This is a genomic window from Streptomyces sp. NPDC058295 (assembly GCF_042880655.1).
Lineage (GTDB): Bacteria > Actinomycetota > Actinomycetes > Streptomycetales > Streptomycetaceae > Streptomyces > Streptomyces coriariae.
Window position 1 is genome coordinate 1 of the sequence record NZ_JBHVYO010000071.1, and the last position, 25,718, is coordinate 25,718.

Genomic DNA, 25,718 nt, shown 5'->3' on the forward strand with positions numbered 1-25,718 from the left:
GCTCACCGCCGCGCGCCCGTCGTCACCGTCCGCTCCACCGAGAAGGCGCCCCATGTGCCGTCCGGCAGCCGGGCCCGCAGCCGCACCCGGTGTCCGGTCCCCGCCTCCCGCCCCACGTAGAAGCTGTACGTCGACCTTCCCCGCGGCGGGGTCCCGCCCCACACCAGCGAGGTGGCAGGCCGCCCGTCGAGCTGGATCTGGTACTCCGTGACCACACCGTCCACCCGGGGCGGCACCCACGACAGGTCGAGGTAGTACGACCCGTCGGCAAGGCGGGCGCTCGCCCGGAAGTCGGCCGGCGCGGTCTGCGCCCCCTCGTCGTCACCCGGCCCGGTGGTCAGGCGCACGGGCGCACCGGCGGGCGAGACGTTGTCGGCCGCGTCCCGGGCCCGGACCGTGAATGAGTAGCGCGCGCCGGGACGCAGTCCCGTGACGACCGTCGCCGTCTGGCCCCCGCCGACACTGTGGATCCGCACGCCGCCCTGGTAGACGTCGTAGGACACCACCTTCCGGTCGTCCGTGGCCGGCGTCCAGGACAGCTGGACGGCCCGGCTTCCGGCCGCCCGGCCGGTCACGGCCCCCGGCGGGGTCGGGGGTGAGCGGTCAGCGGCGGCGGCCGCCGGTGTGGTGGCCCGCACCTCCCGGCTGCGCGGACCGAGCCGCCCGTCGCGGTCGCGGGCCCGCACGGTGAACACGTACGTGGTCGACGGCGAGAGGCGGACGACGTCCAGCATGTGCGCGGAGCCTGGCACCTCCCGGACCTTCTCGGAACCGCGGTACACCTCGTAGGCGCTGACGGCGGGATCCGCGGCGACCGCGTTCCACATGACGTGCACACTCGTCGCGCTCCCGGCCTCCGCGGTGACCCCGGTCGGGGCACCCGGCGCCCGTCCGTCGTCCCGGTCCCCGCCCGCGCACCCGCAGCACAGGGCCGCCACCGGGCCGCACGCCACGACCCACAGCACAACGCGTCGCACGGCTTCGCCTCCCGGCCCGGCACGGTGGCAATGGTCCGGACCAATATGGCGTGGTGGCGCGCACACATCAAGAGGGCGGAGGGGCGGGACCGCCGGCGTCGACCGCTTCCGGAGGTTACGTATGCTGAAGTTCCTCCCGGCTCGAACTCGCCCTGAGCGCTCGTGAGTTCAAGCCGGTGGTGCGGACCGCTGTCGTCGCTGAACCCGCGTCGGCAAAGTGGCCCGGGGCCCGGAGTCGAAACGGTGTCCGGGCCTCCGGCCCTCTGTCGCCCCGTCGGACCCCTCGAGGATGCTCCTCGTGCTCCGTACGGCCCCTTCGGGCTGGCCCCCGGGCGTGATCGACACCAGATTGTTCCGGGTGTCCGTCAATGCCCCCACGAGAGGGTCCGTATCGTGCGCGTCCAGTCGCTGACGCTGGCCGCGGCCGGCCTTGCCCTGCTGGCCCCGACCACCTCACCCGCCGTCCCGCATCCGTCCTCGGGCGCCCTCGGGGCTCCGGTGTCCCGGCAGGAGGGCTCGGTCCGCGCCGCCGACCTGCTGGCCCGGGTCCGCGACTGCGCCCAGGTCTCGCGCGGCCGCTACCGCCCGGACGAGGGCGCGGCGGCCACCGTCCCGGTCTGCGGCACCGACGAGGCGGTGTTCTGGACGGCCGACATGGACATCGACTGCGACGGCCGCGCGGGCCCCGAGTGCAACAGCCGCACCGATCCGCTGTTCTCCGACGCGACGGCCTATCAGCAGTCCGACGGTCGCTATCTGAGCGCCGAGACACTGCCCTACATCGTGGTGCCCGGGGTGAGCGCCATCTGGGACCACCGGGACCACGGGGTGCGCGGGGGCTCGGTCGCGGCCGTCGTCTACCAGGACCGAGTGCAGTACGCGGTCGTCGGCGACACGGGCCCGAGCGGGATCATCGGCGAGGCGTCGTACGCCACCGCCAAGGCGCTCGGCATCCGTCCCGACCCGCGCGGCGGCGGCACCCCCTCCGGCGTCACGTACATCGTCTTCAAGGACTCCAGGGCCACCCCCATCGAAAGCCATGCCTCGGCGGTGGAGGTGGGGGAGCGGCTGGCGCGGCTCTTCGTGCGCGGCACGAAGGAACAGCCCCTTCCACCGGCGGAGGAAGCGGACGAGTGGGCGCCGGGCGGTCTCGCGGAGCCGTCGCAGGGCGAGGGCGGTGTGGCGTGGCGGAGGGGTGCCGGAAGCGAGGGCCGCGCAGGCGGAGCCACCACCGCAGAGCCTGAAGGCCAGGAGGACCAGGCTGCGCCGGAGGCATCGTCGGACGACACCGACGAAACCGACGGCACGGAGGACCTGGACGCCGAGACGGACGAGACGGGCGGGACGGTTGAGGGAGACGGCGACGAAGGCGACGAGGAGGGCGCGTAGGCGGCGGTCCGGTCCGGCCGTGCGGGCCGGACCGCCCCTCCTGTCACGCCCGGCGGACGGCGGGCGCATGCGCCCGGTGCGGAGCCCGTGCGGTGACCGCCTCGATGGGCCGTCGGCCCGGGGCGAGGCGGGCGCCGGTGGCCGGACGGTCGAGGCGGATGGCCGAGTGGTCGTCCGGTGGGCGGGTCCCGCCACCCGTGAGGTGACCGGGCGGGTGTGACGGATCCTCGCGCACCGCACCCCGCGCTCCCGGGCGTCAGACCGCCGACCAGCCGTCGTCGACCGGCAGGATCACCCCGTTGATGTCACTCACCTGACCCGGAGTCGCACGCCGGCCGAGCGCGTCACACCTTCCGGTAGCCGTACGCCTCGACGGCCGCCGCCTCCACCGAGTCCAGGTCGGCACCGGTCGCCGCCGTCACCACCGCGGCCACCGCGCCCTCGACGAACGGGGCGTCCACCAGCCGTGCGGTGTCGGGCAGTTCGTCGCCCTCCGCGAGCAGGGCCTTGACCGTGAGGACGGCGCTGCCCAGGTCGACGAGGACCGCGACCCCGGCGCCCCGGTCCACCGAGGCGGCAGCGGCGGTGACCAGCTCGGCGCTCGTGCCCAGCCCGCCGCCCGCCGTACCGCCCGCCGCGGCGACCGGTACGGGCAGACCGCCGCCCACCAGGCCCAGCGCCAGCTCGGCCACCGCCGACGCGACCTGCGCGCTGTGCGACACCAGCACGATGCCCACCAGTTTTTCGTCGCTCATCGCAGCCTCACTTCCCGCCCGCGTCGGCGCCGGTGTCGGCCAGGGCGGCGACGAGCAGCGCCGCCGAGGTGGCGCCCGGATCCTGGTGCCCGATGCTGCGTTCGCCGAGATAGCTGGCCCGGCCCTTGCGGGCCTGGAGCGGCGTCGTCGCCTCGGCGCCCTGCTCGGCGGCGGCCCGGGCGGCGCCGAAACCCTCGGGGAGGGCGTCGACGGCCGGCACCAGCGCGTCGATCATTGTCTTGTCGCCGGGCGAGGCACCGCCGAGCTGCATCACCGCGTCCACCCCGGCTCGCAGCGCCTCGGCGAACCGCTCCTCGTCCACCTCGGCCGCGTCCCCGAGCGCCTTCCCGGTCCGGCGCAGCAGCGTGCCGTACAGGGGCCCCGAGGCCCCGCCCACCGTCGAGATCAGCTGGCGCCCCGCGAGCACCAGCACAGCGCCCGGCGTCTCGGGTGCCTCCTTCTCCAGCGCCGCGCTCACCGCGGTGAAGCCACGCCGGAGGTTGCTGCCGTGATCCGCGTCCCCGATGGGTGAGTCGAGGGCCGTGAGCCGGTCCGCCTCGCGGTCGACGGACGCGGCGGTCGCGGTCATCCAACGGCGGAAGAAGTCGGCGTCGAGCACGGGATCTCCTTGCATGGTCGGTACGGTCGGAGCGCCTTTCCCTGTCCCTGCCTCAGACACCCCAGCGCAGCCCGGCGGTCTTCACCGGCGCGTCCCACAGCCGCAGCAGCTCATCGTCCACCTGGCACAGGGTCACCGAGGCGCCGGCCATGTCGAGGGACGTCACGTAGTTGCCCACGAGCGTACGGGCGACCACCACCCCGCGCTGGGCCAGCAGCCGGTGCACCTCGGCGTTGAAGCCGTACAGCTCCAGCAGGGGTGTCGCGCCCATGCCGTTGACCAGGAGGAGCACGGGATTGCGGGGCGTCATGTCGTCCAGGATCGCGTGGATCGCGAAGTCGGCGATCTCGCCGGACGTCATCATCGCCCGCCGCTCCCGCCCGGGCTCCCCGTGGATGCCGACGCCCAGCTCCAGCTCGCCGGCCGGCAGATCGAAGGTCGGGCTGCCCTTGGCCGGTGTGGTGCACGCGCTGAGCGCCACGCCGAAGCTGCGGGAGTTCTCGTTGACCTGGCGGGCGAGCGCCTCGACCCGCTCCAGCGGCTGCCCCTCCTCGGCGGCCGCCCCCGCGATCTTCTCCACGAACAGGGTCGCGCCCGTGCCGCGCCGCCCGGCCGTGTAGAGACTGTCGGTCACGGCGACGTCGTCGTCGACCAGGACCTTCGCGATCTGGATGCCCTCGTCCTCGGCCAACTCGGCGGCCATGTCGAAGTTGAGCACATCGCCCGTGTAGTTCTTGACGATGAACAGCACGCCCGCCCCGCTGTCGACAGCCGCCGCGGCACGCACCATCTGATCCGGCACCGGGGAGGTGAACACCTCACCCGGGCAGGCCGCCGAGAGCATTCCGGGCCCGACGAACCCGCCGTGCAACGGCTCGTGCCCCGAGCCGCCGCCGGACACCAGCGCCACCTTGCCCGCCACCGGAGCGTCCCGCCGTACGACCACCCGGTTCTCGACGTCGACGGTCAGCTCGGGATGGGCGGCCGCCATGCCACGCAGCGCGTCCGCGACCACGGTCTCCGCAACGTTGATCAGCATCTTCATGGGTACCTCCTGATGAGACTGACAAAGGAGCCTCTGACCCCCATTTCCTCAGGTCAGTGTCTCGATCCCAGGATCGGGCGTGTTCCGCGTTCCCTTCGAGCATCCCCGATATCCGGGGCGGCTACCAGATGCCGGCGGTGGGGGCCGGCCCCCACCGGGGTCGTCCACGGGAACCGAAAAAGACTTTCGCCGGTGATGTCGAGATCCCGTGCCCGGCTGCGTCCCCGTGGTGAACGCGGCCAGAATGGGGCCGCACCAGTACCGAGGAGAACCGCGATGGCCAAGTACCTGCTGCTCAAGCACTACCGAGGCGCCCCGGCCGCTGTCAACGACGTGCCGATGGACCAGTGGACGCCGGAGGAGATCTCGGCCCACGTGCAGTACATGAACGACTTCGCCGCCCGGCTCGAGCAGACCGGAGAGTTCGTCGACAGCAAGGCGCTCGCCCCCGAGGGGACATTCGTCCGGTACGACGGCGAGGGCCGCCCGCCGGTCACCGACGGCCCGTTCGCCGAGACCAAGGACCTCATCGCCGGCTGGATGGTGATCGACGTCGACAGCCACGAGCGCGCCGTCGAGCTGGCCGGGGAACTGTCGGCCGCGCCCGGCAAGGGCGGGGAGCCGATCCACGAGTGGCTGGAGCTGCGTCCGTTCCTGAGCGCGCACCCCACGGTCACCGAGTGCCTTCTGAAATGAACGAGGTCCTGATCCGGAGCCTCACACCCAGCGTGCTCGGGGTCCTCGTCCGCCGCGGAGCCGACTTCGCGGCGGCCGAGGACGCCGTGCAGGACGCGCTGGTCGAGGCGGTCCGCGTGTGGCCGGCCGACCCGCCGCGGGATGCGAAGGGCTGGCTGATCACCGTGGCCTGGCGCCGCTTCCTCGATGCGACCCGGGCGGACACCGCCCGCCGCCGACGCGAGGACGTCGTGGACGAGGAACCGGCGCCCGGCCCCGCGCCCGCGGCGGACGACACGCTCCAGCTCTACTTCCTGTGCGCCCATCCGTCGCTGACGCCGTCGTCCGCGGTCGCGCTCACGCTGCGCGCCGTCGGCGGGCTGACCACCCGCCAGATCGCGCAGGCCTACCTGGTGCCCGAGGCGACCATGGCGCAGCGCATCAGCCGGGCCAAGCGCACCGTCTCCGGCGTGCGGTTCGACCAGCCCGGCGACGTCGCCACCGTGCTGCGCGTCCTCTACCTGGTCTTCAACGAGGGCTACTCCGGCGACGTCGACCTCGCCGCGGAGGCCATCCGGCTCACCCGGCAGCTCGCGGCGGCGATCGACCACCCCGAGGTGGCGGGGCTGCTCGCCCTCATGCTGCTGCACCACGCCCGGCGCGCCGCCCGGACCGCGCCCGACGGCAGCCTGGTGCCGCTCGCCGAGCAGGACCGCGACCGGTGGGACACCCGGGCGATCGCCGAGGGCGTCGTGATCCTCCAGGCGGCGCTCGCCCGCGACCGGCTGGGCGAGTTCCAGGCCCAGGCCGCGATCGCGGCGCTGCACGCCGACGCGCCCACCGCAGGGGAGACCGACTGGGTGCAGATCGTCGAGTGGTACGACGAACTGGCGGGCCTGACCGACAACCCGGTGGTGCGGCTCAACCGCGCGGTGGCCGTCGGTGAGGCCGACGGGCCGCGCGCCGGGCTGGCGGCACTGGCGGCGCTGGACGACTCGCTGCCCCGCCACACCGCGGTGGCGGCGTACCTCCACGAACGCGACGGCGACCTGACGACGGCGGCGCGGCTGTACGTCGAGGCCGCTCGGAAGGCACCCGACCTCGCCGAGCGCGACCACCTGACCCGCCAGGCCGCCCGGCTGAACGCCCGCCGCTCCCGCTGACGGGCCCGGGGATCGTGTCGACCTGTCGATGTCGGGCACTCGGGGCGTGGCGACTCCGGTCCGGAGCCGTCGTGCCAGGCTGGAGGTGTGGGACATGGGCCATGGTGGGAACGTGATCGACGAGCTGGTGACCGATCACCACGAGGTCGAGGAGTTCTTCGGCCGGATCGAGGCGCTGCCGTCCGGTGCCAAGGACCGCAAGCTGTACGCGGACCGGGCCACGATGGAGCTGGTCCGGCATTCGGTGGCCGAGGAGGCGTACCTCTACCCGGCGGTGCGTGAGCACGTACCCGGCGGCGAGGCCCTGGCCGACAAGGAACTCGAGGACCACGCGCGGGCCGAACAGCTCATGAAGGACCTGGAGGGCTGTCAGGCGGACGATCCCGAGTTCGACCGGATCGTCGGCATGCTCATGCGCGAGATCCGCGAGCATGTGGCCGACGAGGAGCAGAACCTGTTCCCGAGGCTGCGCGCGGTGTGTCCGGCGGACACCCTCGACGACCTCGGCGACAAGGTCCGCAAGGCGAAGAAGACGGCCCCGACCCGTCCGCACCCGGCGGCCCCGGACAAGCCCCCGGCGAACAAGATGCTGGCCCCGGGCGTCGGGATGATCGACCGCATGCGCGACGCGCTGACCGGCCGCGGCAAGGCCGACTGAGTCTGCCTCGTGGCCGTCAGGCGATGAGCGCTTGGCCCCGGCCGAGGCGGCCGAGGAGCTGTGTGTGGTGCAGGCCGGCCACGGAGGCGATGAGGTCGGGGTGGCGCAGCAGCGCCGCCGCCTGCCGGTCGCGCCCGTCGGGTGTGACCAGACGCCGGAAGTCCGGCGCCGCCCCACGGACGTGGTCGCCCCCGGCGAGCCCGGCCACCGCGCCCGCGGCCAGTCCCGGATCGGCGAGCAGACAGGCCGCCCAGCTCGCCACCACCTCGTCCACCCAGCTCCGCCAGGCCGAGTCGTCCGCGTCCCGGTCAGTGTCCGCGTCCGCGCCGCTGATCCGGTCCAGCCGGGCCGAGCCGCCCGGGCCCGCGATGCCGAGCAGCGCGGCGTCCGTGGCGGTCGGATAGCGCAGCCAGGCAGCGACCGTCACCGCCTGCCGGGCCTGGGCCTCGCACAGGGCGGAGGCGAGCGCGCCGCCGCTCGCCGGGTAGGCGCGGGTCAGCCATTCGGTGGTGGCGGCGATGACGGGGGAGAGGTCTGCGAGCACGGAGCCGTCCGGGGTGTGCGCGGGGAGTGCGGGGAGTTCCGCAAACCGTAGCCCGCGACCCGCACCGGACGACATGGCCCAGCCCCCACCCCGGACGTGGCATCGGCCACAGCACCGGCCGGCGCCCACCCAGGCCGGCTGCCTGCCCTCTGGCGGCTGTCTGCCCCCTGAAGGTGGAAGGGCGGTCCCCGCTCGGTCAGACGGCAGGCTCGGGGAGGTGGCCGAGGTGCTCGATGACGCGTCCACGCAGGAGGAGATACTCCTCCCGGCGCCGGGGCAGAGGCCCCGGCGGGCGGGTGACGGCACGGGCCGCGGTCACGGTCTGGCCTTCTCGGAACTGCTCGCGGGTCAGGTCGAGTTCCACACCGCCGGGCAGCCGGTTCCACCAGTGGAATCCCTGCGCTTCCCCGCCGAGGCGGACCTCCCCGAGCATGAGGTCGCCGCCGAAGATGTCGTTCACGATCAAGGCCGTGATGTCACAGTGGCCCCACGCCGGATTGGCGGGCTGCCACCCGGCGCGGGCGACGTCGTCCGGGGAGCAGGTGTCGGCCGCCCAACTGGCGCGCAGCGCTTCGTCGATGACCAGCAGGTTCCAAGGGGTCATGCCGAAAGCATCGCAGCCGCCACTGACATCGGCTGATCGCCCGCGGGACACCCCGTGTCCGCCCCTGCCCCCGATCGCTTCCCGCCCCGCCGGTCCGCCCCCCGTCCTGTCCTGGCAGGCCCACGACGGTCGGGCGGACCTGCGCTCTGTGATACTGGCGCCGTGCCGTCGACACCGCAGCCCCAGGCCCTGGTTCCCCCGCATCCGATAACGCCCGACGCGCCGGACGCGATAGCGAGGCCCCTTCTCACCCAGTCCTGGCTCGACCTCACCTTCGTGCACTGGGCCGCGGACCCTGCCGACGTGGCCGGGCTGCTGCCGCCGGGGACCGTCCCGGACACGCTGGACGGCGTGACCTACGTCGGGCTGGTCGCGTTCCGGATGCATCGCGTCGGCTGGTTGCGTCTCCCGGGCGTTCCCTACCTGGGGTCCTTCCCCGAGACGAACGTCCGCCTCTACTCGGTGGACGCGCACGGGCGGCGGGGCGTGGTCTTCCGGTCGCTCGACGCCTCCCGGCTGCTGCCGGTCGCGGTGGGCCGGATCGGGTTCCGGATGCCCTACGTGTGGTCCCGTATGGCGATCGACGCCGACGCCCACGCCGACACCGTCACGTACACCAGCCGCCGCCGCTGGCCCGGCCCGCGCGGGGCGAGCAGCCGGCTCACCGTACGGGTGGGTGAACGGATCGGGGAACCCACCCCGTTGGAGCACTTCCTGACCGCACGCTGGGGCATGCACAGTGCCTTCTTCGGCCGGTCGATGTACCTGCCGAACGCCCATCCGCGCTGGCCGCTGCACCGGGCCGAGCTCGTGGCGTGCGAGGAGGACCTGGTGACGGCGGCGGGCCTGCCGGAGCCGGTGGGGGAACCGGTGAGCGTCCTGTACTCACCGGGCGTCCCGGCCCGCTTCGACCGTCCGGCCCGGCCCCACCGTCCGGCGGGCATCCCGACCCCCTGACCGCACCGGGTTCGCGGCCGAGCCCGTGTGTCGCCGATCAGACGAACGTCACCGACACCGCGCCGAGTCCGCCGAGGCGCACCTCGACATGCCGACCGGCCTCGACGAAGGGCGCCCCGGTCATCGTGCCGGGCAGCACCAGGTGTCCCGGCTCCGGCGCGGCGCCGAAGGAGGCGAGCGTGTCGGCGAGCCAGGCGACCGCGGCGGCGATGTTCGCGAGCTCCGCGATCCCGGCGAGCGCGTCCTGGCCGACCTTGAGCGGGCGGACCCAGATCAGCCCGACCAGCTCGCCGCGCACCAGCGGCATCATGAGCGGGCGCGGCACGACCCCCTTGCCCAGCGAGGCGGTGTACGTCTCCTTCGCGACCCGACCAAGCCGTTCCACATCCATGCTTCCACGGGAGCCCCCTGCCGTCTGCTGATCCGATCACCGCACCCTGCCACGGGGGTTGAGGCCGTGTCAGCGGGATGATCAGCCAGCGTGCGGCGGGGGAGGAGCCGGATTCAGGCGGTGGCCGGCTGCGGGGCGCCGGTGCCGCGGTGCTGCTCGTCCCACTCCTGGATGACCGTACGCAGCATGACGGCGAACTCGAGGTCGGTGCCCTTGCGAGTCGCGACGCTGAGCAGGTACGCCTCGGCTCCCTGGAGCAGGCCGGAGCGGGGGTGGCATCCATGCGCGAATCGATGTTGGAGTCGGTCCGTGGCGGGCCGAGGGCCGTTCTGGCAGGCGTCGGCCCTCCCGTGGGGAGGGCCGGGAGGGACGGCGCGGCCCCGCCCAGGTGACAGCACGCGGGCGGGGCCAGAGGTGGGGCCTCCACGGGGGTTGGAGGATCACCGCCGTCACAGCATTGCACTGGATTCAGCCAGACAACAGGGTTGTGACTGGAATCAGTCGCATGACGGGTACGGGTACGTACCCGTATCCTTGCGGGATGGGAAGGAGCACGACGATGCCCGATGCCAACGTCCGTATCCCCGAGGAAGCCAAGGACCGGCTGGCCGCTATAGCTGCCGCTGAGGGTCTGTCGCTGCGCGCGTATCTTGCCCGTCTCGCTGAGACGCTGCTGACTCCGGCCGAGCGTGCCGAGCGGGCGGAGAAGGCACTGGCCGCGTTGAAGGAGTGGAACGGCTACGCGCCGACCGCTGGCGAGGAGCAGGACCTGGACAGCGAGCTGGACCGGCGCCTGGCCCAGGTGGCCAGCCGGTGAGCGACGCTGTGCACATCGTCCTGGACGACACCGCGATGGCCGCAGGCGGCCAGGGCAACGTCCTTGCTTCCCGTCTGATCCACCGCGCCCATGCCGAATCGGGCTGGTTCCTGTACGCCCCGGCGTGCGCGTTAGTGGAAGCCGATCGCACCCGGCCTGGCACGGCCGAGCACCTGGCTTCCCTTCCCGGCGTCACCGTCCTCGATCTGGACCTGGCTGCCGCCCTGGCGGTCGCACGGCAGGAGACCTGGGCCGCGGCACACAGCCAGTACGCGGCGCAGCCGACCCCGGACCGTCCGGACGGCGCGATCATCGCGACCACTGCCCCGCACCGGTGGGCAGGTGAACCGGTCCGCGTTCTGGACCTCACGCCCTGAACGCAGCAGCAGACGTCTGCGAGCCCCGCCGGATTCCGGCGGGACCCGCAGTCTTCATCGGGTGGCGCGCAGGTGACCGCGCCCGGCGGTGACCAGGCCCCGCCAACCCCTGGCGCGCGTCGGGTCCGCCGGCTGCGGAAGCGGGTGGCGGCCGAGCTGGACGGCGATGGTGTGGCCAAGTGCCCGCCGGGCCGCACACAACGTCTTCGTTGCTGCCGGCCCGCTTGTATGGGCCCGGCCCTCGGGCCGACAGCCCGCGCGCAGCGCCCCCGCGATGCGGAAGTCATCCGCACGGAGGCCCTGCGCCGGGCCCGTAGTGTGTGCGCAGCTCGGGAGGGTGGGACGGCGGTCGCCCCGCACAAGGATCTGGCGCTCTGTAGCACCACACTTGAGGGGAACGGACGACGCTGTCGTCACCTCAGCGCGGCGCAGACTTGAGTCACCGGGGTGAGGCGAGCTTGTTGGCCTTTGCGGCCTGCGCTTGGTTCGTGGTGCGGATGCCGTCCAGGGCGTCCTGGTTCTCGGTGATCGCGTCCTGTTGCAGTTTCACTTCGGTGTCGAACCAGGTCTTGGCCACCGGGTACTGGCCACGGCATGCGAGGTCGGCCTTCGCGGTGGTGATCTCTTCGGGAGTGATGTTTTCGGGATCGGTGAAATTCGGGTCTCCCTGCGCGTCGGGGGGATCGACGTAGTTGTAGCCCTTGGCCTTCATGCAGGCCGACCACTTGGCGAACACGTCCTTGACCGTGGGGTCCGTCAGCGACGCCTTAAAGCCCTCGATGTCGATCTGCTCCACGAGCGGGTCCGTCTGGACCGCCGTAACGCTCCCGTCGGCCTCTTGGACACACTGGCGCACTTGCGCCTCGTCTGCTCCGGATTCGTCTACCGCACCGTCGAACATCGCGTCGTCGTAGGACTTCATCAACGCCGGATCGCGGTGATAACCCCACTGGGCAACCTGCTCGGCGTCGGAAATCCCGTAACGGCCGTCCGTGAAGCTCTCACCATCGATGTTGGGCAGGTCAGGGGCGGGCGTCCAGTCCTTGAAGCCCGCCTTGCTCATGCACGCGTCTATCAGGTCGTCGCGCACATTCGTGATGGTCCGGGCAGCGGACGGGTCCGGCATGTAGGCCTCGATGGGTAACCGCCAGGTGGCCGGATTGCTCGGATCCCCCACTGCCGCCTCGGCAGGCGGGGCGGCCACCTTCGCGTCAGCAGCCTTCTCCTGGTGATGAGATGAATCTTGGTCAGACATCGCGCCGACGACCGCGACAGTGCACACGGCGGTGGCAGCGGCCAGTGGCAGCGCGACCTTGAGGGACTTTCCCTTGGGATTCACTTGAGTCTCCTTCTGCCCGCTGGCCTACGGCTGGATCCAGGCGAACGACGCGTTCTCTTTGTAGACCGTCTTGAACCTGCCCATTTACTGGTAGGCGCCCATGGTTTGCTACGGCTTCTTGTAGCCGCTGTAGTTGTAGATTCGCGCCCTGTACTTGGAGTGCGTGTTCTCGCCGGACGCTGCGTTGTTCTTGATGTTCTGACCCGAGCCCGGCCAGGGGGAACTCGCCCCGAAGAGGCAGTACTTCAATGCATGTGCGTGCCCGTCGCCGGGGCGCAGTGCGTTGAAGTCGTACACGCTGTAACCGATATTGCGGAAAGCTCCACCCTGGCCCGAGTTGTACCAAAGGTGGAGCTTGAACTTTTGACGCCGCCCAGTTCCCCTGTGAGTCTCACACGGCGTTTCCCAGGTGGATGCGTTGCGAGGTTGTCCGTTGACAGTCAATCCAGTCCGGTGAAGCCTCCGACCTGTGTGGACTGTGTTGGCTGTCAAAGCGATCGTGCCGAACGTGGCGGCCCAGGCCCGGTGCTCGGGAGTGATCGCTGCTGGGCGGTGACGCAGGGGCGTACGTTCTAGGTCAACTTATGGGAGCAGTAGACGGCTTGAGAGACGTGGATCGCTGGCTTGTGCCCTTCATGTCTGTGCAGCCGTTGAGGCGGGACCATGCACGCGGGCAGGCGGGCTGCCATGAGATGCCACGGCCCTCGGCCGGCTCTCAGGATGGAACTGTCAACTGTTGCGGCGTGTCCACTGCGCGGCCCGGACCGTTCCCTCCTGAATGTCCTGCCGGGGCAGTTGGAGGCCGAAAGCGTCCTCCAGGGCGTGGAAGTACAGCTCGAACTCGCTGGTGAGTTCGGGGTGGTCCAATTCGGCACGGCGTATGGCCTGGTTGAGGAAGTCGAGCTGACCGCCTCGGAAGTAGGGGGCGCGGCCTCGGTCGTACCAGATAAGTTCCAGGACGCCCCAGTCGTCGTCGATACGGCGGCCGTCGCGCATGTAGTCGAAGGTGTAGATGGCCTTCGCGGAGGTGGCGCTCAGGTGCACCGCCTCGGTGACACCGAGGCGGGCGAGAGCCTCAACATCGAAGCCGGGGGTCTCGTGGTACATCAGGAACGCCCAGTCGCCGGCCTGCCCGTAGCAGCAGGTTTCCCAGACGATGTCCCAGTAGTCGAAGGTCCCGCCGTCCATGCTGCGCAGATCCGCAAGACGGGTCCCGGCGGCGATCTGTGCGGGGTCGGCTCCGTGGAGCAGGGCGATCTGTTCGGCCCTGATGCTCTCGCCGCGGAAGAAGGCGAGGTGGGTGTAGGGGTCCTGCTCGCGCCAGCTGCCGGCGATCCAGGCGAGGCGCTCCAGCGGGTCGCGCCCGCACGCAGCGGAGGGCTGCGTACCGTCCATGCCGCCGTTGCGGAATCGGCTGCCCCAGGCGAGGTTGATCCGGTCCAGCAGCTCGGCCTGCCCGGCGACGAGATTGGCCACCGGGCCGCGACCCGGGGACCGGGCCGCGATGTGCTCGGCAAGCTTGCGGACCGCGTCCTCGGCGGCGAAGTACAGCACCTGATCCAGGTCCTGAGTGACGAAGACCTCCCGATAGGGACCGATGTGGCCGCGCACCGTGCCATCGTCGTCCAGGACCAGGAAGAGACGACCGTGCGACTCGCCCACGTGCTGCTCGTACTGGTCGGGTGAGGTGCCGATGGGCGGGAGCATCGCGTCGTCGAGCACGTCAGAGCCCGCGGACACCTGGTGCGGTGTCAAGCGTCGCCGGGCCAGTACAAAGCTGTTTGTAAGCACTTGTTTGAGCCCCACCCGGCGGGGTTGTTCTGGCCCCACCCTTGATCATTTCCAGGTTGTATCGGCCCCACCTGGTTGAGGAGTCGTTGCTGATTCCAGGTTGTTTTGGCCCCACCTCCGGCTACGGGTTGCGTGCGTCGAGACCGGTTGTACAAACGCGAATTCCTCGGCCCCGCCGATGTCTCCGGCGGCCCCGAAAGCGGCGCCGACCGGCCGACCGCGACCCTCGGCTGACCGTTAGCGCAGTTCCTGTCCCGCCGCCCAGCCCGGAGCGTCGAGGTTGATGGGCGAGTCGCCGACGAATTGGGCGAGCTGCGTTTCCAGCTCGGCGAGTTCGGCGGCGCCCAGACGCACTTCCCAGCGGGTCCGCACCTCGTCGAAGATCGCCGTGCTCTCGGTGATCAGCCCGATCCCGTGATCGGTGATCCGGATGTTCTTGCGGCGGATGTCGGCGGGGTCGGTCTCGGTGGTGACGTACCCGCGTTCGACGAGCGCGGCGATCGTCTTCGCCGCGGCCTGCTTGGTGATGGCGAGTCTGCGGGCCAAGTCCGAGGCGCTGTCGGCGCCGGCTCGGATGGCCCGGATCGCGTACTCGTGCGACGGCCGCGCGTCGGGGTATCCCCGGGTCGCCAGCTCCCGGACCACTTCGTCCACCAGATTGCGATAGCTGCCCAGGAGCAGCAGGGCGAGATCGGCGCCGGATCGTGAGGACATGACCACAGTCTAGATCTTCCCTTGACTTAGACAACCAGGTTGACCAACACTGGAGTCAACCTGGTTGTCTATCTTGGGAGTCATCGCATGGCCAGCTCTTTCGTGACCGCCTCGCCCGCCGTGGCGGGCGTCACGCACCACACCGCCGAGGTCAACGGCACCACGTTGCACTACGTCTCGGCGGGCGACACCGGCTCCCCGATCCTGCTGGTGCACGGGTGGCCGGAGTCCTGGTGGGCCTTCCGCGACGTCATCCCGCTGCTCGCCGCCACCCACCGGGTGTTCGCCGTCGACCTGCGCGGCTTCGGCGACTCCGGCATCGCCGACGGCGAGCACGACTTGGCCACCATGGCGGAGGACCTGCACCGGCTGGTCGCCCACCTCGGCGTCGGGCCCGTGCACGTGACCTGCCAGGACATCAGCGGCGGGCCGGTCTTCGCGTTCGCGGCCACGCACCCCGGCGACGTCCTCAGCTTCACCGGCGTCGAGACCACCCTTCCGGGGTACGGCTGGGAGATGCTGGCCGACGTGAGGAACGGCGGCTTCTGGCACGTGGGTTTCCTGGCCGCCCCGGGAATTCCGGAGCTGTTCCTGGCCGGCCGCGAGCGAGTGATGCTCGACTGGGCCGTCTCGGTGATGACGATGGTGCCGGGCGGGGTCACCGAGGCCGACCTCGACGAGTTCGCCCGCACCTACGCGCGGCCGGGCGGCTGGCGCGGCACCGAGGGGCTCTACCGTTCCTCCCTGACCGGCGGCGACCGGATGCGGGCACTGGCCGAGTCGCGGCCGCTGACCGTTCCCGTGCTCGCCGTCGACGGCATCAACGCCCCCTTCACCGAGCGGACGATGCGCCAGGTCGCCGGCGACGTCATCGCGGTCACGATCCCGGACGTCGGGCATTTCGTCGCGCAGGAGGCGCCCGCCGCCTTCGCCACCGCGGTCGGCGACTTCGTCGACCGCGTCGACCGGAGCCGCTGAACGGCCGAGTCCCTGCACCGCCACCCTCCGTGCCCTCTCCGGCCTGCCGCTGACGCGGCCTCGAGCCGGGGCAGCGCCGTTGCCTCCCGGATTCGTGCTGCCGAGGTGGGCAACTCCCGATCTCCAGGGCCGGGGCGACCGCCTCGGTGGCCGCGAGCACGTCCTCGACGGTGACGCCGGGGCCCCGCAGCGGACGGGCCGGGCGGAAGCAGATCTCCGGTCCGATGCGAGGCCGGCAGTAGCGGGCGGTGAGGACGGGGGCGCCGTCGAGGTGGACCATGTCGTCCAGCAGGTGGCCGAAGTCGGGTTCGTCGACGCCGAGGAGCCGCTGCATCGCGGCGGCGGTCAGGCCCACCTTGTGGCCCACGACGGTGGCGCCGTCGGCCAGCCGGCGCGCGATGTTCTCCCGCTGGACGGCGTAGGCGTCGGCGAGGTCGAGACCGGGCAGCAGGGTGGACAGCGGTTCGATCGGGGCCACATGGTGCTCGGCCTCGCGCAGCGACCGCGCGGCGTGCGCGCGCTGTGAGTGAGCCGAGAATCAAGCCCTCGCCCCAGGAGAACGGCCAGGCTCTTGAGCGGTCAGGACGGCAGGAGCACCTGACGAGCCGTTTCGGGCGTCGTCGCGAGGCGGGGAACGAGCTGAACGTAGGCGACCATCCCGTGGGTCCTCACCAAGGTCTGGGGTACCACGACCGCCGCGGCGGCAGCCATGTCGTCCGGCATGGGCCGCCGCCTCGCCGAACCGCTGGCGGATCGCTCAGCGGGGCCTGAGTCCGTCGACGACGACGTCCAGCATGCGGTTCAGTTGGGGGCGCTGCTCGGGTGCGCCGGCTACGGAAAGCAAACCGGCGAGGATGCCGCCTACGTCGGTCGGGTCGATGTCGCTGCGCAGTTCTCCTGCTGTGGCGCCGGCCTTGAGCACCATCGCCAGGACCTGCTGGACCTCGTCACAGACCGGTCCGGTGCCGAAGCGGCCGGAAGCGCTCATGGCGACCAGGGCCTCGCAGACGCCGCGTCGTTCGCCGGCCCAGTCGGCGAATCGGAGCATCCACGCGTGGAGGGCCTGTGCGGGCGGCTCGGTAGCCAGCAGGGTGCGCGCGTCTTCGCGCAAGGGGCGGATCTGGTCCCGGTAGACCTCTTCGACCAGATCCTCTCGGGTGGGGAAGTGCCGGTACAGGGTGGCGTTCCCTACTCCCGCGCGCTTGGCGATCGCATCCAGCGAGATCGCGCGTCCGGAGGCGAAGGCCTCGGCGGCCGTGACGATCAGCTGCTCGCGGTTGCGCTGCGCGTCGGCGCGCAGGGTGCTGCGTGGAGGTGTCATGACCTTCGCGATCGTGAGTGTCGGATGCGGCTCGGGAGCGAATTGGGGATGTCCCCGGTTCAGTGTACGGTGAGGCAACCGGGGAGGTCCCCGCTTGTGAAGCGGTCTCGCCCGCTGCTTCAGCGACGAAAGGTTTGCCATGCCCACAGCGCTCATCACCGGGGGGACGACCGGGACCGGTAGAGCGACGGCCGAGCTGCTGCACACCCGCGCCTACCAGGTCGCGGTCACGGGCAGAATCCTGATTCCCTCGCACGGGCACGGTCCGAGCTCCCCGACAACGTGCTCGTCGTCCGATCCGATGCGCGCGTGCTCTCCGACACCGACGCTCTGATGTCGGCGGTGTCGGCGCGGTTCGGGTCCCTGGACCTGCTCTTCCTCAACGCCGGGATATTCCGTCCGGCACCGGTAGCCGGTGTGACGGAGAAAACGTTCGACGAGCACGCCGACCTCAACTTCAAGGGCCAGTACTTCACCCTCCAAAAAGCCCTTCCCCTCATGAACGACGGCAGCTCGATCGTCCTGACCGTGGGCATCGGATCCCGTCGCGGCAGCCCTGGCGCCACAGTGGGGGCGGCGACACGCGGCGCGCTGTCGGCGATGCTGCCCTCGCTCACGCTCGAACTGGCTCCGCGCAGAATCCGCGTCAACGCCGTGAGCCCCGGGGCCACCGACACCCCGCTGTTCGACAAGCCGGGAGTGCCCCGGAGCGGTCGGGACGCCATGCGCGCGAAGATCCCCTTCGAGCGCTTCGGATCCAGCCAGGAAGTTGCGGAAGCAGTCGCCTTCCTCGCCTCGGACGCCGCCGGCCACATCACCGGTCAGCACCTCGCCGTGGCCGGCGGCTACGGGCTCGGCGCCTGACACACGGACACATGCCGGTCGACCGGCCCGCACCTCTCGAACGCCACGCACCACAACTAGCCACGCACCACAACCACAGGAGAATGTCATGCCACTCACTCTCGACACCTACCGGCTGCTGGGCCGTTCCGGGCTGCGGGTCTCACCGCTGGCGCTGGGCACGGCCACCTTCGGCAACGACTGGGGCTGGGGCGCCGAGCGGGAGGAGGCGCGCAAGCTCTTCGACCGCTACACCGAGCTCGGCGGCAACTTCTTCGACACCGCCAGCACCTATACCAACGGCAGTTCCGAGCGACTGCTGGGCGAGTTCACCCGCACCAACCGCTCCGAAATGGTGCTGGCGACGAAGTACTCGACGCTGCGCCGGCCCGGTGACCCCAATTCCGGGGGTACGCACCGCAAGAGCATGCTGACGTCGGTGGAAGCCAGTCTGCGGCAGCTGAACACGGACTACATCGATCTGCTCTATCTGAACGTATGGGACTTCAGGACGCCGGTGGAGGAGATCCTGCGCGGCCTGGACGACCTGGTGAGGCAGGGCAAGGTTCTGTATGTGGGGATCTCCAGCGCCCCTGCCTGGCAGGTGTCGCGCATGCAGGCGATCGCCGACCTGCGTGGCTGGTCGCCGCTGGTCGCACTGGAGACGGAGTACAGCCTGATCGAGCGTACCGGGGAGCGTGACCTGATCCCCATGGCACGCGAGATGGGGCTGGGTGTGGTCCCCTTCTCCCCGTTGGGCGGCGGGGTGCTCACCGGCAAGTACAGCAGGGAGGACCGGAACCCGGTGGGCCCGATCGCCGGCGAGACCGCCGGCAACCGCAAAAGCCTCAACGCCGCCCTGGGATGGGTCACCGACCGTAATCTCGCCATCGCCGATGTGGTGAAGGAGGTGGCCTCGGAGCTGGGCCACACACCTGCCCAGGTCGCACTGGCCTGGAACCTGCACTCCCCGGGCGTGACGGCACCCATCATCGGCGCCCGCACCATCGCGCAACTGGAAGACAACCTGGGCGCACTGCAGGTCGACCTCGCTCCTTCCCGGCTGGCCCGCCTCGACGAGGTCAGCGCCATCGACCTCGGCAATCCGCACAGCCTGCTCGCCAGCGCCCACATCCGCACGGTCACCACAGGCGACATGAAGATCGAAAACCGCCGCTGATTCACTTCATGAACCACGACGAAGACGACATGAGGCGGGTGCGGAACAACTCCGGGGCGACCCGGCTCGGGATCTCCAGGCTCTCCGAGAGCCGCAGCACCTTGATCATGAGGTCGGTGCCGATGTTGCCGGAGCCGATGACGGCCACCTTGGTGGTGCCGCTCATCGGGCGTCCTCCTCCTCGGAGACGGTGACTTCCCGGCCGAAGGCCACCCGCACCGAACCCAGGCCCGCGATCACGGCCTCGAAGGCGTCGCCGGGGGCGGCCGGGGTCATCGGGCCGAGCGCTCCGGTCAGGACGAGATCGCCCGCCCGCAGCGGGTCCCCGCGCTCCGCCAGCGCCGAGGCCAGCCAGACCGCCGCGTCGAGCGGGCTCCCGAGGCAGTCGGCACCGGTGCCCTCCGAGACGGTCGCGCCGTCCCTGGTCATCGGCACGGTCCGCAGGTCGGCGGCGGCAAGCGGCACCGGGGTGGCGCCGAGGACGTACAGGCCGCAGGAGGCGTTGTCGGCCACCGTGTCGACGAGGGAGATGTCCCAGCCCCGGACCCGGCTGTCGACGATCTCCAGCGCGGGCAGCGCGAAGTCGACCGTGCGCAGCACGTCGACGACCTTGCACGCGCGGTGCGGCAGATCGCGCCCGAGCACGAGCACGAGCGCGACCTCGGCCTCCACCTTGGGCTGGAGCAGCCGCCCGGCCGGTACCTCGCCGCCGTCGGGCACCGCCATGTCGGCGAACAGTGCCCCGAAGTCGGGCCGGTCGGCACCGAGTTGCCGCTGTACGGCGGTCGAGGTCAGGCCGATCCTGCGGCCGACGACCCGCCGTCCGGCGGCCTGGCCGCGCCGGACGTTCAGCTGCTGGACGGCGTAGGCGGACCCGAGGTCGCCGTCGTCGAACAGGGTTCGCGGCGCCACGGTGGCGGCGCTCTCGGTGGCCGTGCCGCGCTCCCGCTTCAGCCCGGCCCAACTGGCGCCGGAGGTGCGGACGGCGGCGCTGGGACTGTCCCGCATCCTGCGCGGCGGGACCTGAGCGGGGCCATCGGCGCGGCGACCGGGGCGCGGAACCGGCCGCCGCTCCGATGCGGGTCGGACCCCCGGCTCGGCTACCGGCTCGGCGCGTCCAGGCCCGGCCCGGCGTCCGGCCCGGCGTCCGGCTCGGGGTTGAACACCGGGTGATAGCTCTCCGGGGGTGCGAGATAGGCGGCGGCCGGCAGCCCGCCGGTGTCGACGACGATCTGGTCCACGGCGATCCCCGGGTCGACCATGAAGAGCCGCAGGACATGCTCGCCGGGCGCGGTGACCGTGACGGTCGCGGTCAGCTTCTCGACGCCCTCCTCCACGTTGCGTGCCCAGGCGTCGCCGCGGTTGCCGGTCGCGACGGACTGCCCCGACAGCACGACGGGCGGCTGGTCGTCGAGGCCGACGGCCAGCCGCCGTGCGCCGCGCTCGTCGAGCGAGGGCAGCCGGAAGACGGTCACGGGGAAGGTACCGGTGCCGGCGAACCGCACCCGGTACCTCAACTCCGGTGCACGGGCCGCGAAGTCGGCGGTGATCGGGACCGCCGTGGAGGGCACCGCCTCAACGGCGGCGGTACGGCGTCCGAGGCCTCGCACGGTCCGCCAGCGGGCCCGGCCGCGCGCCACCCGGCGCTCGGCGTGCACGGCGTCGATCGAGACATGGCCGTTGGCCTCGACGAACCCGCGGGCACGCCGGCGCGCTCGCCCCCCGTCGTTGACGACCTTCAGGGGCACCTCGAAACGCTGCGCGGCGCTCGTGAAGGCGACCGTGACGTCGTGCGTGCCCTCGGGTGCCCGCGCCCAGTCGATCTCGACCCACACCCGGGTCTGTTCGGTGAGCGTGCCGCCCGCCGCACTCAGACGGACCCAGGGGTGTTCGGTCTCCGCGGCCCAGTCGACCGCGAGGAAACCGGTGTTGAAGACATCGACGAAGCGCCGGTCCCGCATGACGGCGGAGAAGGCCAGTGGCCGTTGCGTGCCGATCTCGTTCCCCTCGGAAGCGACCCCCAGACCCGAGGTCTCCTGCCGGGTGACCCTGGTGACGGCCGGGCGGCCCGGCGCCTTCGGGATCTGCGAGGGGTAGGGGTTGACGTAGCCGTCCCACTTCCCGCCCGCGATCCCCGTGTTGTACCGCTTGGTGAGCGCCGCCTCCTGGGTGTGCGCCGCTTCGGCGAGGTCCGCGAAGACGTTGGCTCCGGCGCCGCGGCCCTGACGTACCGCGAGGGCGTTGCGGTCCGCCCAGTAGTACTTGAGGTTCATCAAGTACGCGCCGTGCACGGGATACTGGACGAGCTCGAAATAGGCGTCCCGGTAGACCTCGGGCAGTTCGGCCCCCAGCGTCACGGCCCGTTCGAGCAGACGGTCGTACGCCGCCATGCGGCGTCCCGCCTCGTCCCCGTGGTGCACGACGGAGAACATGTTCCGGTCGATGAACTCCGGGCGCCGCTCCGCCGCCAGCCGGTAGTACTCGGTGCGGATCGAGGCGATCTCCTGGGCGTGCAGGAGCCCGAACTGCCGTCCGTACCACTGCGCGAGGAAGCCTCCGACGTCGTCGGCGTGCCACCGGTCCACGTCCCAGGCCATGTCCAGGGAGAAGGACAGTCCGGTCTCGATCGACTTGAGGTCTCCGACGTTGAAGATCCACATCCGGTCGACGCCGTGCTCGTACACCCGGCGCAGCTCCTGCCACACCTTGGTGAGCTGCGTGGTGTCGAGCCACAGATAGCTGCGCGGACGGCCCCAGTAGGAGAGGTGGTAGTAGATCCCGTTGCCGCCGGACCGGGCGCGCTCCGCTTCGTCCGGCAGCTGGCGCATGTTGCCGTGGTTGTCGTCCGGCCAGATCAGCGTGACGTCGTCCGGGACCCGGACGCCCGCGTTGTACAGGTCCAGGACCTCCTTGTACGGGATGAAGATCTGCGGCTGAGCGGCCGCGCCTACCTCCTCGGCCAGGATCCGGCGCTGGTCGGCGATGATGTCGTTCATCACCACGACCTTCTCCGGAGTCGTGGTGGCGTACTTCGTCTCCAGCGCGGTGTCGTGCAGACCGCGCATGCCGATGGTCCAACTGCTCTCGTACGCCGCGTTCTCCCGGGCCCGGGCTCTCCAGTAGTCGGAGATGACGGCGGGGTTCACCGTGTAGTCGTACACCGGCAGTCCGCCGTCGGCGCCGCGGTGCTGCTCGGCCCACGGCGCCCACTCGTGGACGCCGTTGCGCAGCAGGGCCTCCGGGTGGCTGGAGCCGACGACGATGCCGTAGTGGTCGGCGAGTTCGGGGTTCTCCCGGTACTTGTTGAAGAAATCGGAGTACGGGTGCATGGCCGGCCACAGGTAGTTGGCCTTCAGCCGCAGCAGCAGTTCGAACAGGCGCTGGTACGTCTTCGGGCCGATGTTCTTGTCCGGTTCCTGGGTGCGCTGCGACCAAGTGGTCAGGTTCTGCTCGTCGTTGATGAAGACACCCCGGTAACGGACCGACGGTTCGCGCCGTTCGAAGGGGCCCGCGGGCACGGAGACGGCGTCACGCCGCTCCACGGGTACGTCGGCCCACCAGTACCAGGGTGAGACGCCGACGCGCTCCGAGGTGTCGTAGATCCCGTAGACCGTGCCGCGCCGGTCGCTGCCCGCGATCACCAGCGCGCGGTCGACGCCGGGGGCCGGGCGCTCCACCACCTGGGTCACCGAGGCCTCCCAGCGCCCCTTCACCCGCCGGACGTCCAGCCGGCCCTGTGCCGCGAGCCGGTCGATGACCGGACTCGCGCCGAGGGTGCCCACCAGGACCAGCGCCGTGGACCGTTCCGGCAGGGTGTGCCGTAACCCGGGCCGTACGCCGCAGACCCGCTCCACATCGGCCTGGAGGTCACCGGCGGCGCGGATCACGGCGGGGTCGTCGGCCGCGTCCACGAACACCTCGACCGCGACGCCGTCCCGCACCAGGTCGAATCCGGGACGGGCGGCCGCCGACGCGGCGTGCGCGGCCGCCGGGAGCACTGCGGGCAGCAGCGGGGTCAGCCCGACGGCCGTCATGCCCCGCAGAAACGCCTTTCTGGTCCACGGCTGTGAGGGTTCCTGCGGTGCGGTGGTCGGCATCGACGCTCCTGGTCCGGGCAGTGGCGGCTACGACAGTGGCATGACCATGCTGGAAAGCGCTTTCCTCGGCACCCTAGGCCAGCGCCGACGGCGGCGTCCATATCCGTGCGGGGCCACTGCCGGTCCGATCCGATCGGCACCGGCTCCGCACGGCGAGGGCGGCAACGTGACGGGTGGTGCGGCGGGTGGCGGCGCGGTGACGGGTGACACGGCGAGCGACCGCGCGGCGGGTGTGCGGCGGGTGTGCCGCATGTCCGGCGGCTCTGCGGCTCGGCGGCCGCCCGCGCGGACGCCGAACGTCGTGCGCGGACGCGGCACCCCGTGCGCCCGCTCCTCTCCGGGGGGCACGACGTCAAGGACGAAGACATCACCTGCCTCTCCCCACTCAAGGACCGGCACGGCAACGTCCCGGGCCGCCACCTGTTCGACATCAAAGCCGGCGGCCCCGCCCAGTGCCTGCGCCCCTTCCGGATCCCAGACGCCGAGGACGACGAGGATCGACGGCCGGCGCACCCGACCCACCTGTCCACTCGTCGCGCCCCGCGGGGCCTGGCACCCGACTTGTCGTGACGCCTTCGCGGCAGGCGTCACAACAAGTCGGGTGCACTCTCCCGAGCGGGCTCCTTGGATACCAGGTGATCAGGACCGCCGGCCGGGGCGGCGGCACACAGCGCCGCCTCGACCCGGCGGTTGCTGGTCATGGTCGCCGTGACGGCGGTCATGGCGAGGAGGAGGCCGGCTGCGGTGTAGAGCGGGGTGCGTACGTCGTAGGTGGTGGCCAGCCAGCCGCCGAGGAAGGCGCCGAACGGGGCGGCGCACATGGCGAGCATGCGGGAGGTGGAGGCGACCCGGCCCATCAGATGGGCGGGGACGATCGCCTGCCGGAGGGAGGGGCCGAGCACCATCGTGGCGCCCATGCCCGCTCCGCAGACGGCAAGCGCGAGGCCGGCGACGTACGGGTTCGGGGCGACGGCAAGGCCCAGGATGGCGAGTCCCTCGACTGCGGCCGTGCAGGTCAGTGCGGTGCCGGTGCCGAGTCGTCGGCCGAGGAAGGAGGCGATGCCCGCGCCGAGCAGACCGCCGGTGGCCTCCGCAGTGAGCAGCAGGCCGAAGCCGAAGGTGTCGATGCCGAGACGGTCGTGCGCGAAGAGGGCGAGTACGGTCTCCACGGCGAGGAAGGCGACGTTCCCGACCGCCGGACGCAGCGCGAGCCCGAGCAGCAACCGATCCTGGAATACGTACGAGGCGCCGGCCCGCGCCTGCCGCAGCAGCGACTCGCGGGCCTGTGGTACGGGCCGGGGTGCGGCAGGCAGCGACCGTACGAGCAGTGCGGAGAGCGCGAACGACACCGCGTCGGCGAGCAGCGGAAACGCCCGCCCGAGCGCGAGCAGGGCACTGCCCGCGGGCGGCCCCGCGAAGCCGGACGCGGCGGTCTGGGTGCCGCGCAGGCGGGAGTTGGCGCGCTCCAGCAGCGCGGGGTCGCGGCCGAGCAGATCCGGCAGATAGGCCGTGGCCGCCGTGTCGAAGAAGAGTCCGCCGAGGCCGAGCAGGAAGGCGACGGCCGCGAGCAGTGGGATGCTCAGCATGTCGAGCGCGGCCGCTGCCGCCGGTATCGCGAGCAGCACCGCACGCGTCGCGTCCGTGACCCACATGGTGCGCCGACGGTCCCAGCGGTCCACCAGCGCACCGCCGAGCACCCCGAAGAGCAGCCACGGCAGCGTTCCGGCGGCCGTGACGACGGCGAGCGCCATCGGATCCCGCGTCAACGTCAACGCGAGCAGCGGCAGCGCGGCATGCGACACCCCGTCACCGAGCGAGGACACCGACTGCGCGGTCCACAGCCGTCCGAAGCCGGTCGGCAACTTCCGAACGTCCGAGGTCACTTGGCGTCTCCCTCGGCCTGCCGGAGCGGTGCCGGGTGGAACAGCGCGAAGACGAGTGACGCATCCGGTAGCGATGGATCGGACAGCTCCCGATACTCGTCCGCCAGTGCCTGCAGCCGCGCCCCCAGCTGCGCGAACTGCTCCTCGGTGAGCCGCAGATGCGCCATCCGTACGTGCCGCTCGCCGTCCACCGGCGCCGCCTCCAGGTCCGCCACCGCATGCCGCATCAGCACATCCGGCCCTCCCTCGCCCGGATCCGGCAGCACGATCGCCCGCGCGGCCATCGCGTAGTACCGCTCGGTGACCCCCCGGACCTTCCGTGTGCGTACCACCTTCACCAGGCCGGCCCGTTCGAGCAGTCGTACGTGGTAGCTGGAACTCCCCTTCGCAAGGCCCACGCGCTCGGCGATCTGCGTGATCGTCGCGGGCTCGAAGCGGAGCACGGCCATGATCCGGTGACGCGTGAGACTGGAAACGGCGCGCAGCTGCTCGTCAGTGGTGACGTGGAACGTCTCGGAAAGATCATCGGTAGGCATGCCCTCAATGGTCAACGTTTCTTGACCATTGAGCAAGGGGATTTACTGCGGTCTTCCGAATCGGC

27 protein-coding genes and 2 pseudogenes are annotated in these 25,718 nt (G+C 71.4%); 11 read left to right on the forward strand and 18 right to left on the reverse strand.

The genetic code is table 11. The features are described from left to right. Nucleotides 1–2 precede the first annotated feature (2 nt). Entirely contained in the window at nt 3–977 is a 975-nt protein-coding gene (locus ACFVYS_RS40470; RefSeq protein WP_389510438.1) for a fibronectin type III domain-containing protein, read from the reverse strand. Nucleotides 978–1,370: 393 nt separating this feature from the next. Between ACFVYS_RS40470 and ACFVYS_RS40475 the strand changes: the two are divergent. After that, nucleotides 1,371–2,069 (forward strand): annotated as a pseudogene (locus ACFVYS_RS40475) (glycoside hydrolase family 75 protein); the annotation flags it as partial. Between the two features lie 641 nt (nt 2,070–2,710). Here ACFVYS_RS40475 and ACFVYS_RS40480 read toward each other — a convergent pair. From ACFVYS_RS40480 to dhaK, 3 genes are read right to left on the reverse strand one after another with little or no spacing between them, the layout of a single operon-like run. Beyond that, complete coding sequence (locus ACFVYS_RS40480; protein WP_389510440.1) at nt 2,711–3,121, reverse strand: PTS-dependent dihydroxyacetone kinase phosphotransferase subunit DhaM; 411 nt, start codon at nt 3,119–3,121, stop codon at nt 2,711–2,713. Nucleotides 3,122–3,128: 7 nt separating this feature from the next. Beyond that, nucleotides 3,129–3,740: a dihydroxyacetone kinase subunit DhaL gene (gene dhaL / locus ACFVYS_RS40485; RefSeq protein WP_389510491.1), complete on the reverse strand. Its 612-nt coding sequence runs from the start codon at nt 3,738–3,740 to the stop codon at nt 3,129–3,131. A 52-nt stretch (nt 3,741–3,792) separates the two neighbouring features. Continuing rightward, a complete protein-coding gene (gene dhaK, locus ACFVYS_RS40490) occupies nt 3,793–4,785 on the reverse strand; it encodes a dihydroxyacetone kinase subunit DhaK (RefSeq protein WP_389510442.1) in 993 nt (330 codons plus the stop codon). 276 nt (nt 4,786–5,061) lie between these two features. On the opposite strand from dhaK, the gene ACFVYS_RS40495 reads away from it, so the two are divergent. The 3 genes from ACFVYS_RS40495 (at nt 5,062) to ACFVYS_RS40505 (ending at nt 7,281) form a co-directional block, all read left to right on the forward strand. Continuing rightward, complete coding sequence (locus ACFVYS_RS40495) at nt 5,062–5,481, forward strand: YciI family protein (protein ID WP_389510444.1); 420 nt, start codon at nt 5,062–5,064, stop codon at nt 5,479–5,481. Continuing rightward, nucleotides 5,478–6,623 carry an RNA polymerase sigma factor gene (locus ACFVYS_RS40500; RefSeq protein ID WP_389510493.1) on the forward strand — a complete coding sequence of 382 codons (1,146 nt, stop codon included), beginning with the start codon at nt 5,478–5,480 and terminating at the stop codon, nt 6,621–6,623. The genes ACFVYS_RS40495 and ACFVYS_RS40500 overlap by 4 nt, the downstream gene beginning before the upstream one ends. A gap of 94 nt (nt 6,624–6,717) precedes the next feature. After that, on the forward strand, nt 6,718–7,281 hold the full coding sequence (locus ACFVYS_RS40505) for a hemerythrin domain-containing protein (protein ID WP_389510446.1): 564 nt from the start codon (nt 6,718–6,720) through the stop codon (nt 7,279–7,281). A gap of 16 nt (nt 7,282–7,297) precedes the next feature. Here ACFVYS_RS40505 and ACFVYS_RS40510 read toward each other — a convergent pair whose 3' ends face one another. Both ACFVYS_RS40510 and ACFVYS_RS40515 read right to left on the reverse strand, forming a co-directional pair. Beyond that, nucleotides 7,298–7,825, reverse strand: coding sequence for a hypothetical protein (locus tag ACFVYS_RS40510; RefSeq protein ID WP_389510448.1), 528 nt, complete (start codon nt 7,823–7,825; stop codon nt 7,298–7,300). Nucleotides 7,826–8,021: 196 nt separating this feature from the next. Then, nucleotides 8,022–8,429 carry a hypothetical protein gene (locus ACFVYS_RS40515; RefSeq protein ID WP_389510450.1) on the reverse strand — a complete coding sequence of 136 codons (408 nt, stop codon included), beginning with the start codon at nt 8,427–8,429 and terminating at the stop codon, nt 8,022–8,024. 162 nt (nt 8,430–8,591) lie between these two features. On the opposite strand from ACFVYS_RS40515, the gene ACFVYS_RS40520 reads away from it, so the two are divergent. Beyond that, nucleotides 8,592–9,386, forward strand: coding sequence for a YqjF family protein (locus tag ACFVYS_RS40520; RefSeq protein WP_389510452.1), 795 nt, complete (start codon nt 8,592–8,594; stop codon nt 9,384–9,386). 37 nt (nt 9,387–9,423) lie between these two features. On the opposite strand, the gene ACFVYS_RS40525 is transcribed toward ACFVYS_RS40520, so the two are convergent. Together ACFVYS_RS40525 and ACFVYS_RS40530 are read right to left on the reverse strand one after the other, a co-directional pair. Beyond that, on the reverse strand, nt 9,424–9,771 hold the full coding sequence (locus ACFVYS_RS40525) for a hypothetical protein (protein ID WP_389510453.1): 348 nt from the start codon (nt 9,769–9,771) through the stop codon (nt 9,424–9,426). A gap of 119 nt (nt 9,772–9,890) precedes the next feature. Further along, entirely contained in the window at nt 9,891–10,175 is a 285-nt protein-coding gene (locus tag ACFVYS_RS40530; RefSeq protein ID WP_389510454.1) for a hypothetical protein, read from the reverse strand. Nucleotides 10,176–10,336: 161 nt separating this feature from the next. Between ACFVYS_RS40530 and ACFVYS_RS40535 the strand changes: the two genes are divergently transcribed. Both ACFVYS_RS40535 and ACFVYS_RS40540 read left to right on the forward strand, forming a co-directional pair. Continuing rightward, the gene (locus ACFVYS_RS40535) at nt 10,337–10,594 is read left to right on the forward strand and encodes a hypothetical protein (RefSeq protein ID WP_389510456.1); all 258 of its coding nucleotides are present in this window, start codon (nt 10,337–10,339) and stop codon (nt 10,592–10,594) included. Beyond that, complete coding sequence (locus tag ACFVYS_RS40540; RefSeq protein ID WP_389510458.1) at nt 10,591–10,971, forward strand: hypothetical protein; 381 nt, start codon at nt 10,591–10,593, stop codon at nt 10,969–10,971. Before ACFVYS_RS40535 ends, ACFVYS_RS40540 begins: the two co-directional genes overlap by 4 nt. Before the next feature lie 439 nt (nt 10,972–11,410). Here ACFVYS_RS40540 and ACFVYS_RS40545 read toward each other — a convergent pair whose 3' ends face one another. From ACFVYS_RS40545 to ACFVYS_RS40560, 4 genes are all read right to left on the reverse strand, one after another. Beyond that, on the reverse strand, nt 11,411–12,310 hold the full coding sequence (locus tag ACFVYS_RS40545) for a hypothetical protein (protein ID WP_389510460.1): 900 nt from the start codon (nt 12,308–12,310) through the stop codon (nt 11,411–11,413). A 108-nt stretch (nt 12,311–12,418) separates the two neighbouring features. Beyond that, on the reverse strand, nt 12,419–12,607 hold the full coding sequence (locus ACFVYS_RS40550) for a hypothetical protein (RefSeq protein ID WP_389510461.1): 189 nt from the start codon (nt 12,605–12,607) through the stop codon (nt 12,419–12,421). Between the two features lie 432 nt (nt 12,608–13,039). After that, complete coding sequence (locus ACFVYS_RS40555; RefSeq protein WP_389510463.1) at nt 13,040–14,050, reverse strand: hypothetical protein; 1,011 nt, start codon at nt 14,048–14,050, stop codon at nt 13,040–13,042. Nucleotides 14,051–14,338: 288 nt separating this feature from the next. Then, nucleotides 14,339–14,815, reverse strand: coding sequence for a MarR family winged helix-turn-helix transcriptional regulator (locus ACFVYS_RS40560; protein ID WP_389510465.1), 477 nt, complete (start codon nt 14,813–14,815; stop codon nt 14,339–14,341). A gap of 87 nt (nt 14,816–14,902) precedes the next feature. Here ACFVYS_RS40560 and ACFVYS_RS40565 point away from each other — a divergent pair, with 87 nt between their 5' ends. Both ACFVYS_RS40565 and ACFVYS_RS40570 read left to right on the forward strand, forming a co-directional pair. After that, nucleotides 14,903–15,793, forward strand: coding sequence for an alpha/beta fold hydrolase (locus ACFVYS_RS40565; protein ID WP_389510467.1), 891 nt, complete (start codon nt 14,903–14,905; stop codon nt 15,791–15,793). A 271-nt stretch (nt 15,794–16,064) separates the two neighbouring features. Then, the gene (locus tag ACFVYS_RS40570; protein WP_389510468.1) at nt 16,065–16,319 is read left to right on the forward strand and encodes a hypothetical protein; all 255 of its coding nucleotides are present in this window, start codon (nt 16,065–16,067) and stop codon (nt 16,317–16,319) included. 231 nt (nt 16,320–16,550) lie between these two features. Here ACFVYS_RS40570 and ACFVYS_RS40575 read toward each other — a convergent pair whose 3' ends face one another. Next, nucleotides 16,551–17,114, reverse strand: coding sequence for a TetR/AcrR family transcriptional regulator (locus ACFVYS_RS40575; protein WP_389510470.1), 564 nt, complete (start codon nt 17,112–17,114; stop codon nt 16,551–16,553). Between the two features lie 282 nt (nt 17,115–17,396). On the opposite strand from ACFVYS_RS40575, the gene ACFVYS_RS40580 reads away from it, so the two are divergent. Then, complete coding sequence (locus ACFVYS_RS40580) at nt 17,397–17,978, forward strand: SDR family oxidoreductase (protein ID WP_389510471.1); 582 nt, start codon at nt 17,397–17,399, stop codon at nt 17,976–17,978. Nucleotides 17,979–18,066: 88 nt separating this feature from the next. Beyond that, the gene (locus ACFVYS_RS40585; RefSeq protein WP_389510473.1) at nt 18,067–19,137 is read left to right on the forward strand and encodes an aldo/keto reductase; all 1,071 of its coding nucleotides are present in this window, start codon (nt 18,067–18,069) and stop codon (nt 19,135–19,137) included. Between the two features lie 70 nt (nt 19,138–19,207). On the opposite strand, the pseudogene ACFVYS_RS40590 reads toward ACFVYS_RS40585, so the two are convergent. The 5 genes and pseudogenes from ACFVYS_RS40590 to ACFVYS_RS40610 all read right to left on the reverse strand — a co-directional run. Next, nucleotides 19,208–19,303: pseudogene (locus ACFVYS_RS40590) on the reverse strand (acetaldehyde dehydrogenase (acetylating)); the annotation flags it as partial. After that, nucleotides 19,300–20,145, reverse strand: a complete 846-nt coding sequence (locus tag ACFVYS_RS40595) for a 2-keto-4-pentenoate hydratase (protein WP_389510475.1) — start codon at nt 20,143–20,145, stop codon at nt 19,300–19,302. The pseudogene ACFVYS_RS40590 and the gene ACFVYS_RS40595, both read right to left, overlap by 4 nt. A 92-nt stretch (nt 20,146–20,237) precedes the next feature. Further along, the gene (locus ACFVYS_RS40600) at nt 20,238–23,171 is read right to left on the reverse strand and encodes a glycosyl hydrolase 115 family protein (RefSeq protein ID WP_389510495.1); all 2,934 of its coding nucleotides are present in this window, start codon (nt 23,169–23,171) and stop codon (nt 20,238–20,240) included. A gap of 650 nt (nt 23,172–23,821) precedes the next feature. Continuing rightward, nucleotides 23,822–25,117 carry an MFS transporter gene (locus ACFVYS_RS40605; RefSeq protein WP_389510477.1) on the reverse strand — a complete coding sequence of 432 codons (1,296 nt, stop codon included), beginning with the start codon at nt 25,115–25,117 and terminating at the stop codon, nt 23,822–23,824. Further along, complete coding sequence (locus ACFVYS_RS40610) at nt 25,114–25,653, reverse strand: ArsR/SmtB family transcription factor (RefSeq protein WP_389510479.1); 540 nt, start codon at nt 25,651–25,653, stop codon at nt 25,114–25,116. Before ACFVYS_RS40610 ends, ACFVYS_RS40605 begins: the two co-directional genes overlap by 4 nt. Between the last annotated feature and the right edge of the window lie 65 nt (nt 25,654–25,718).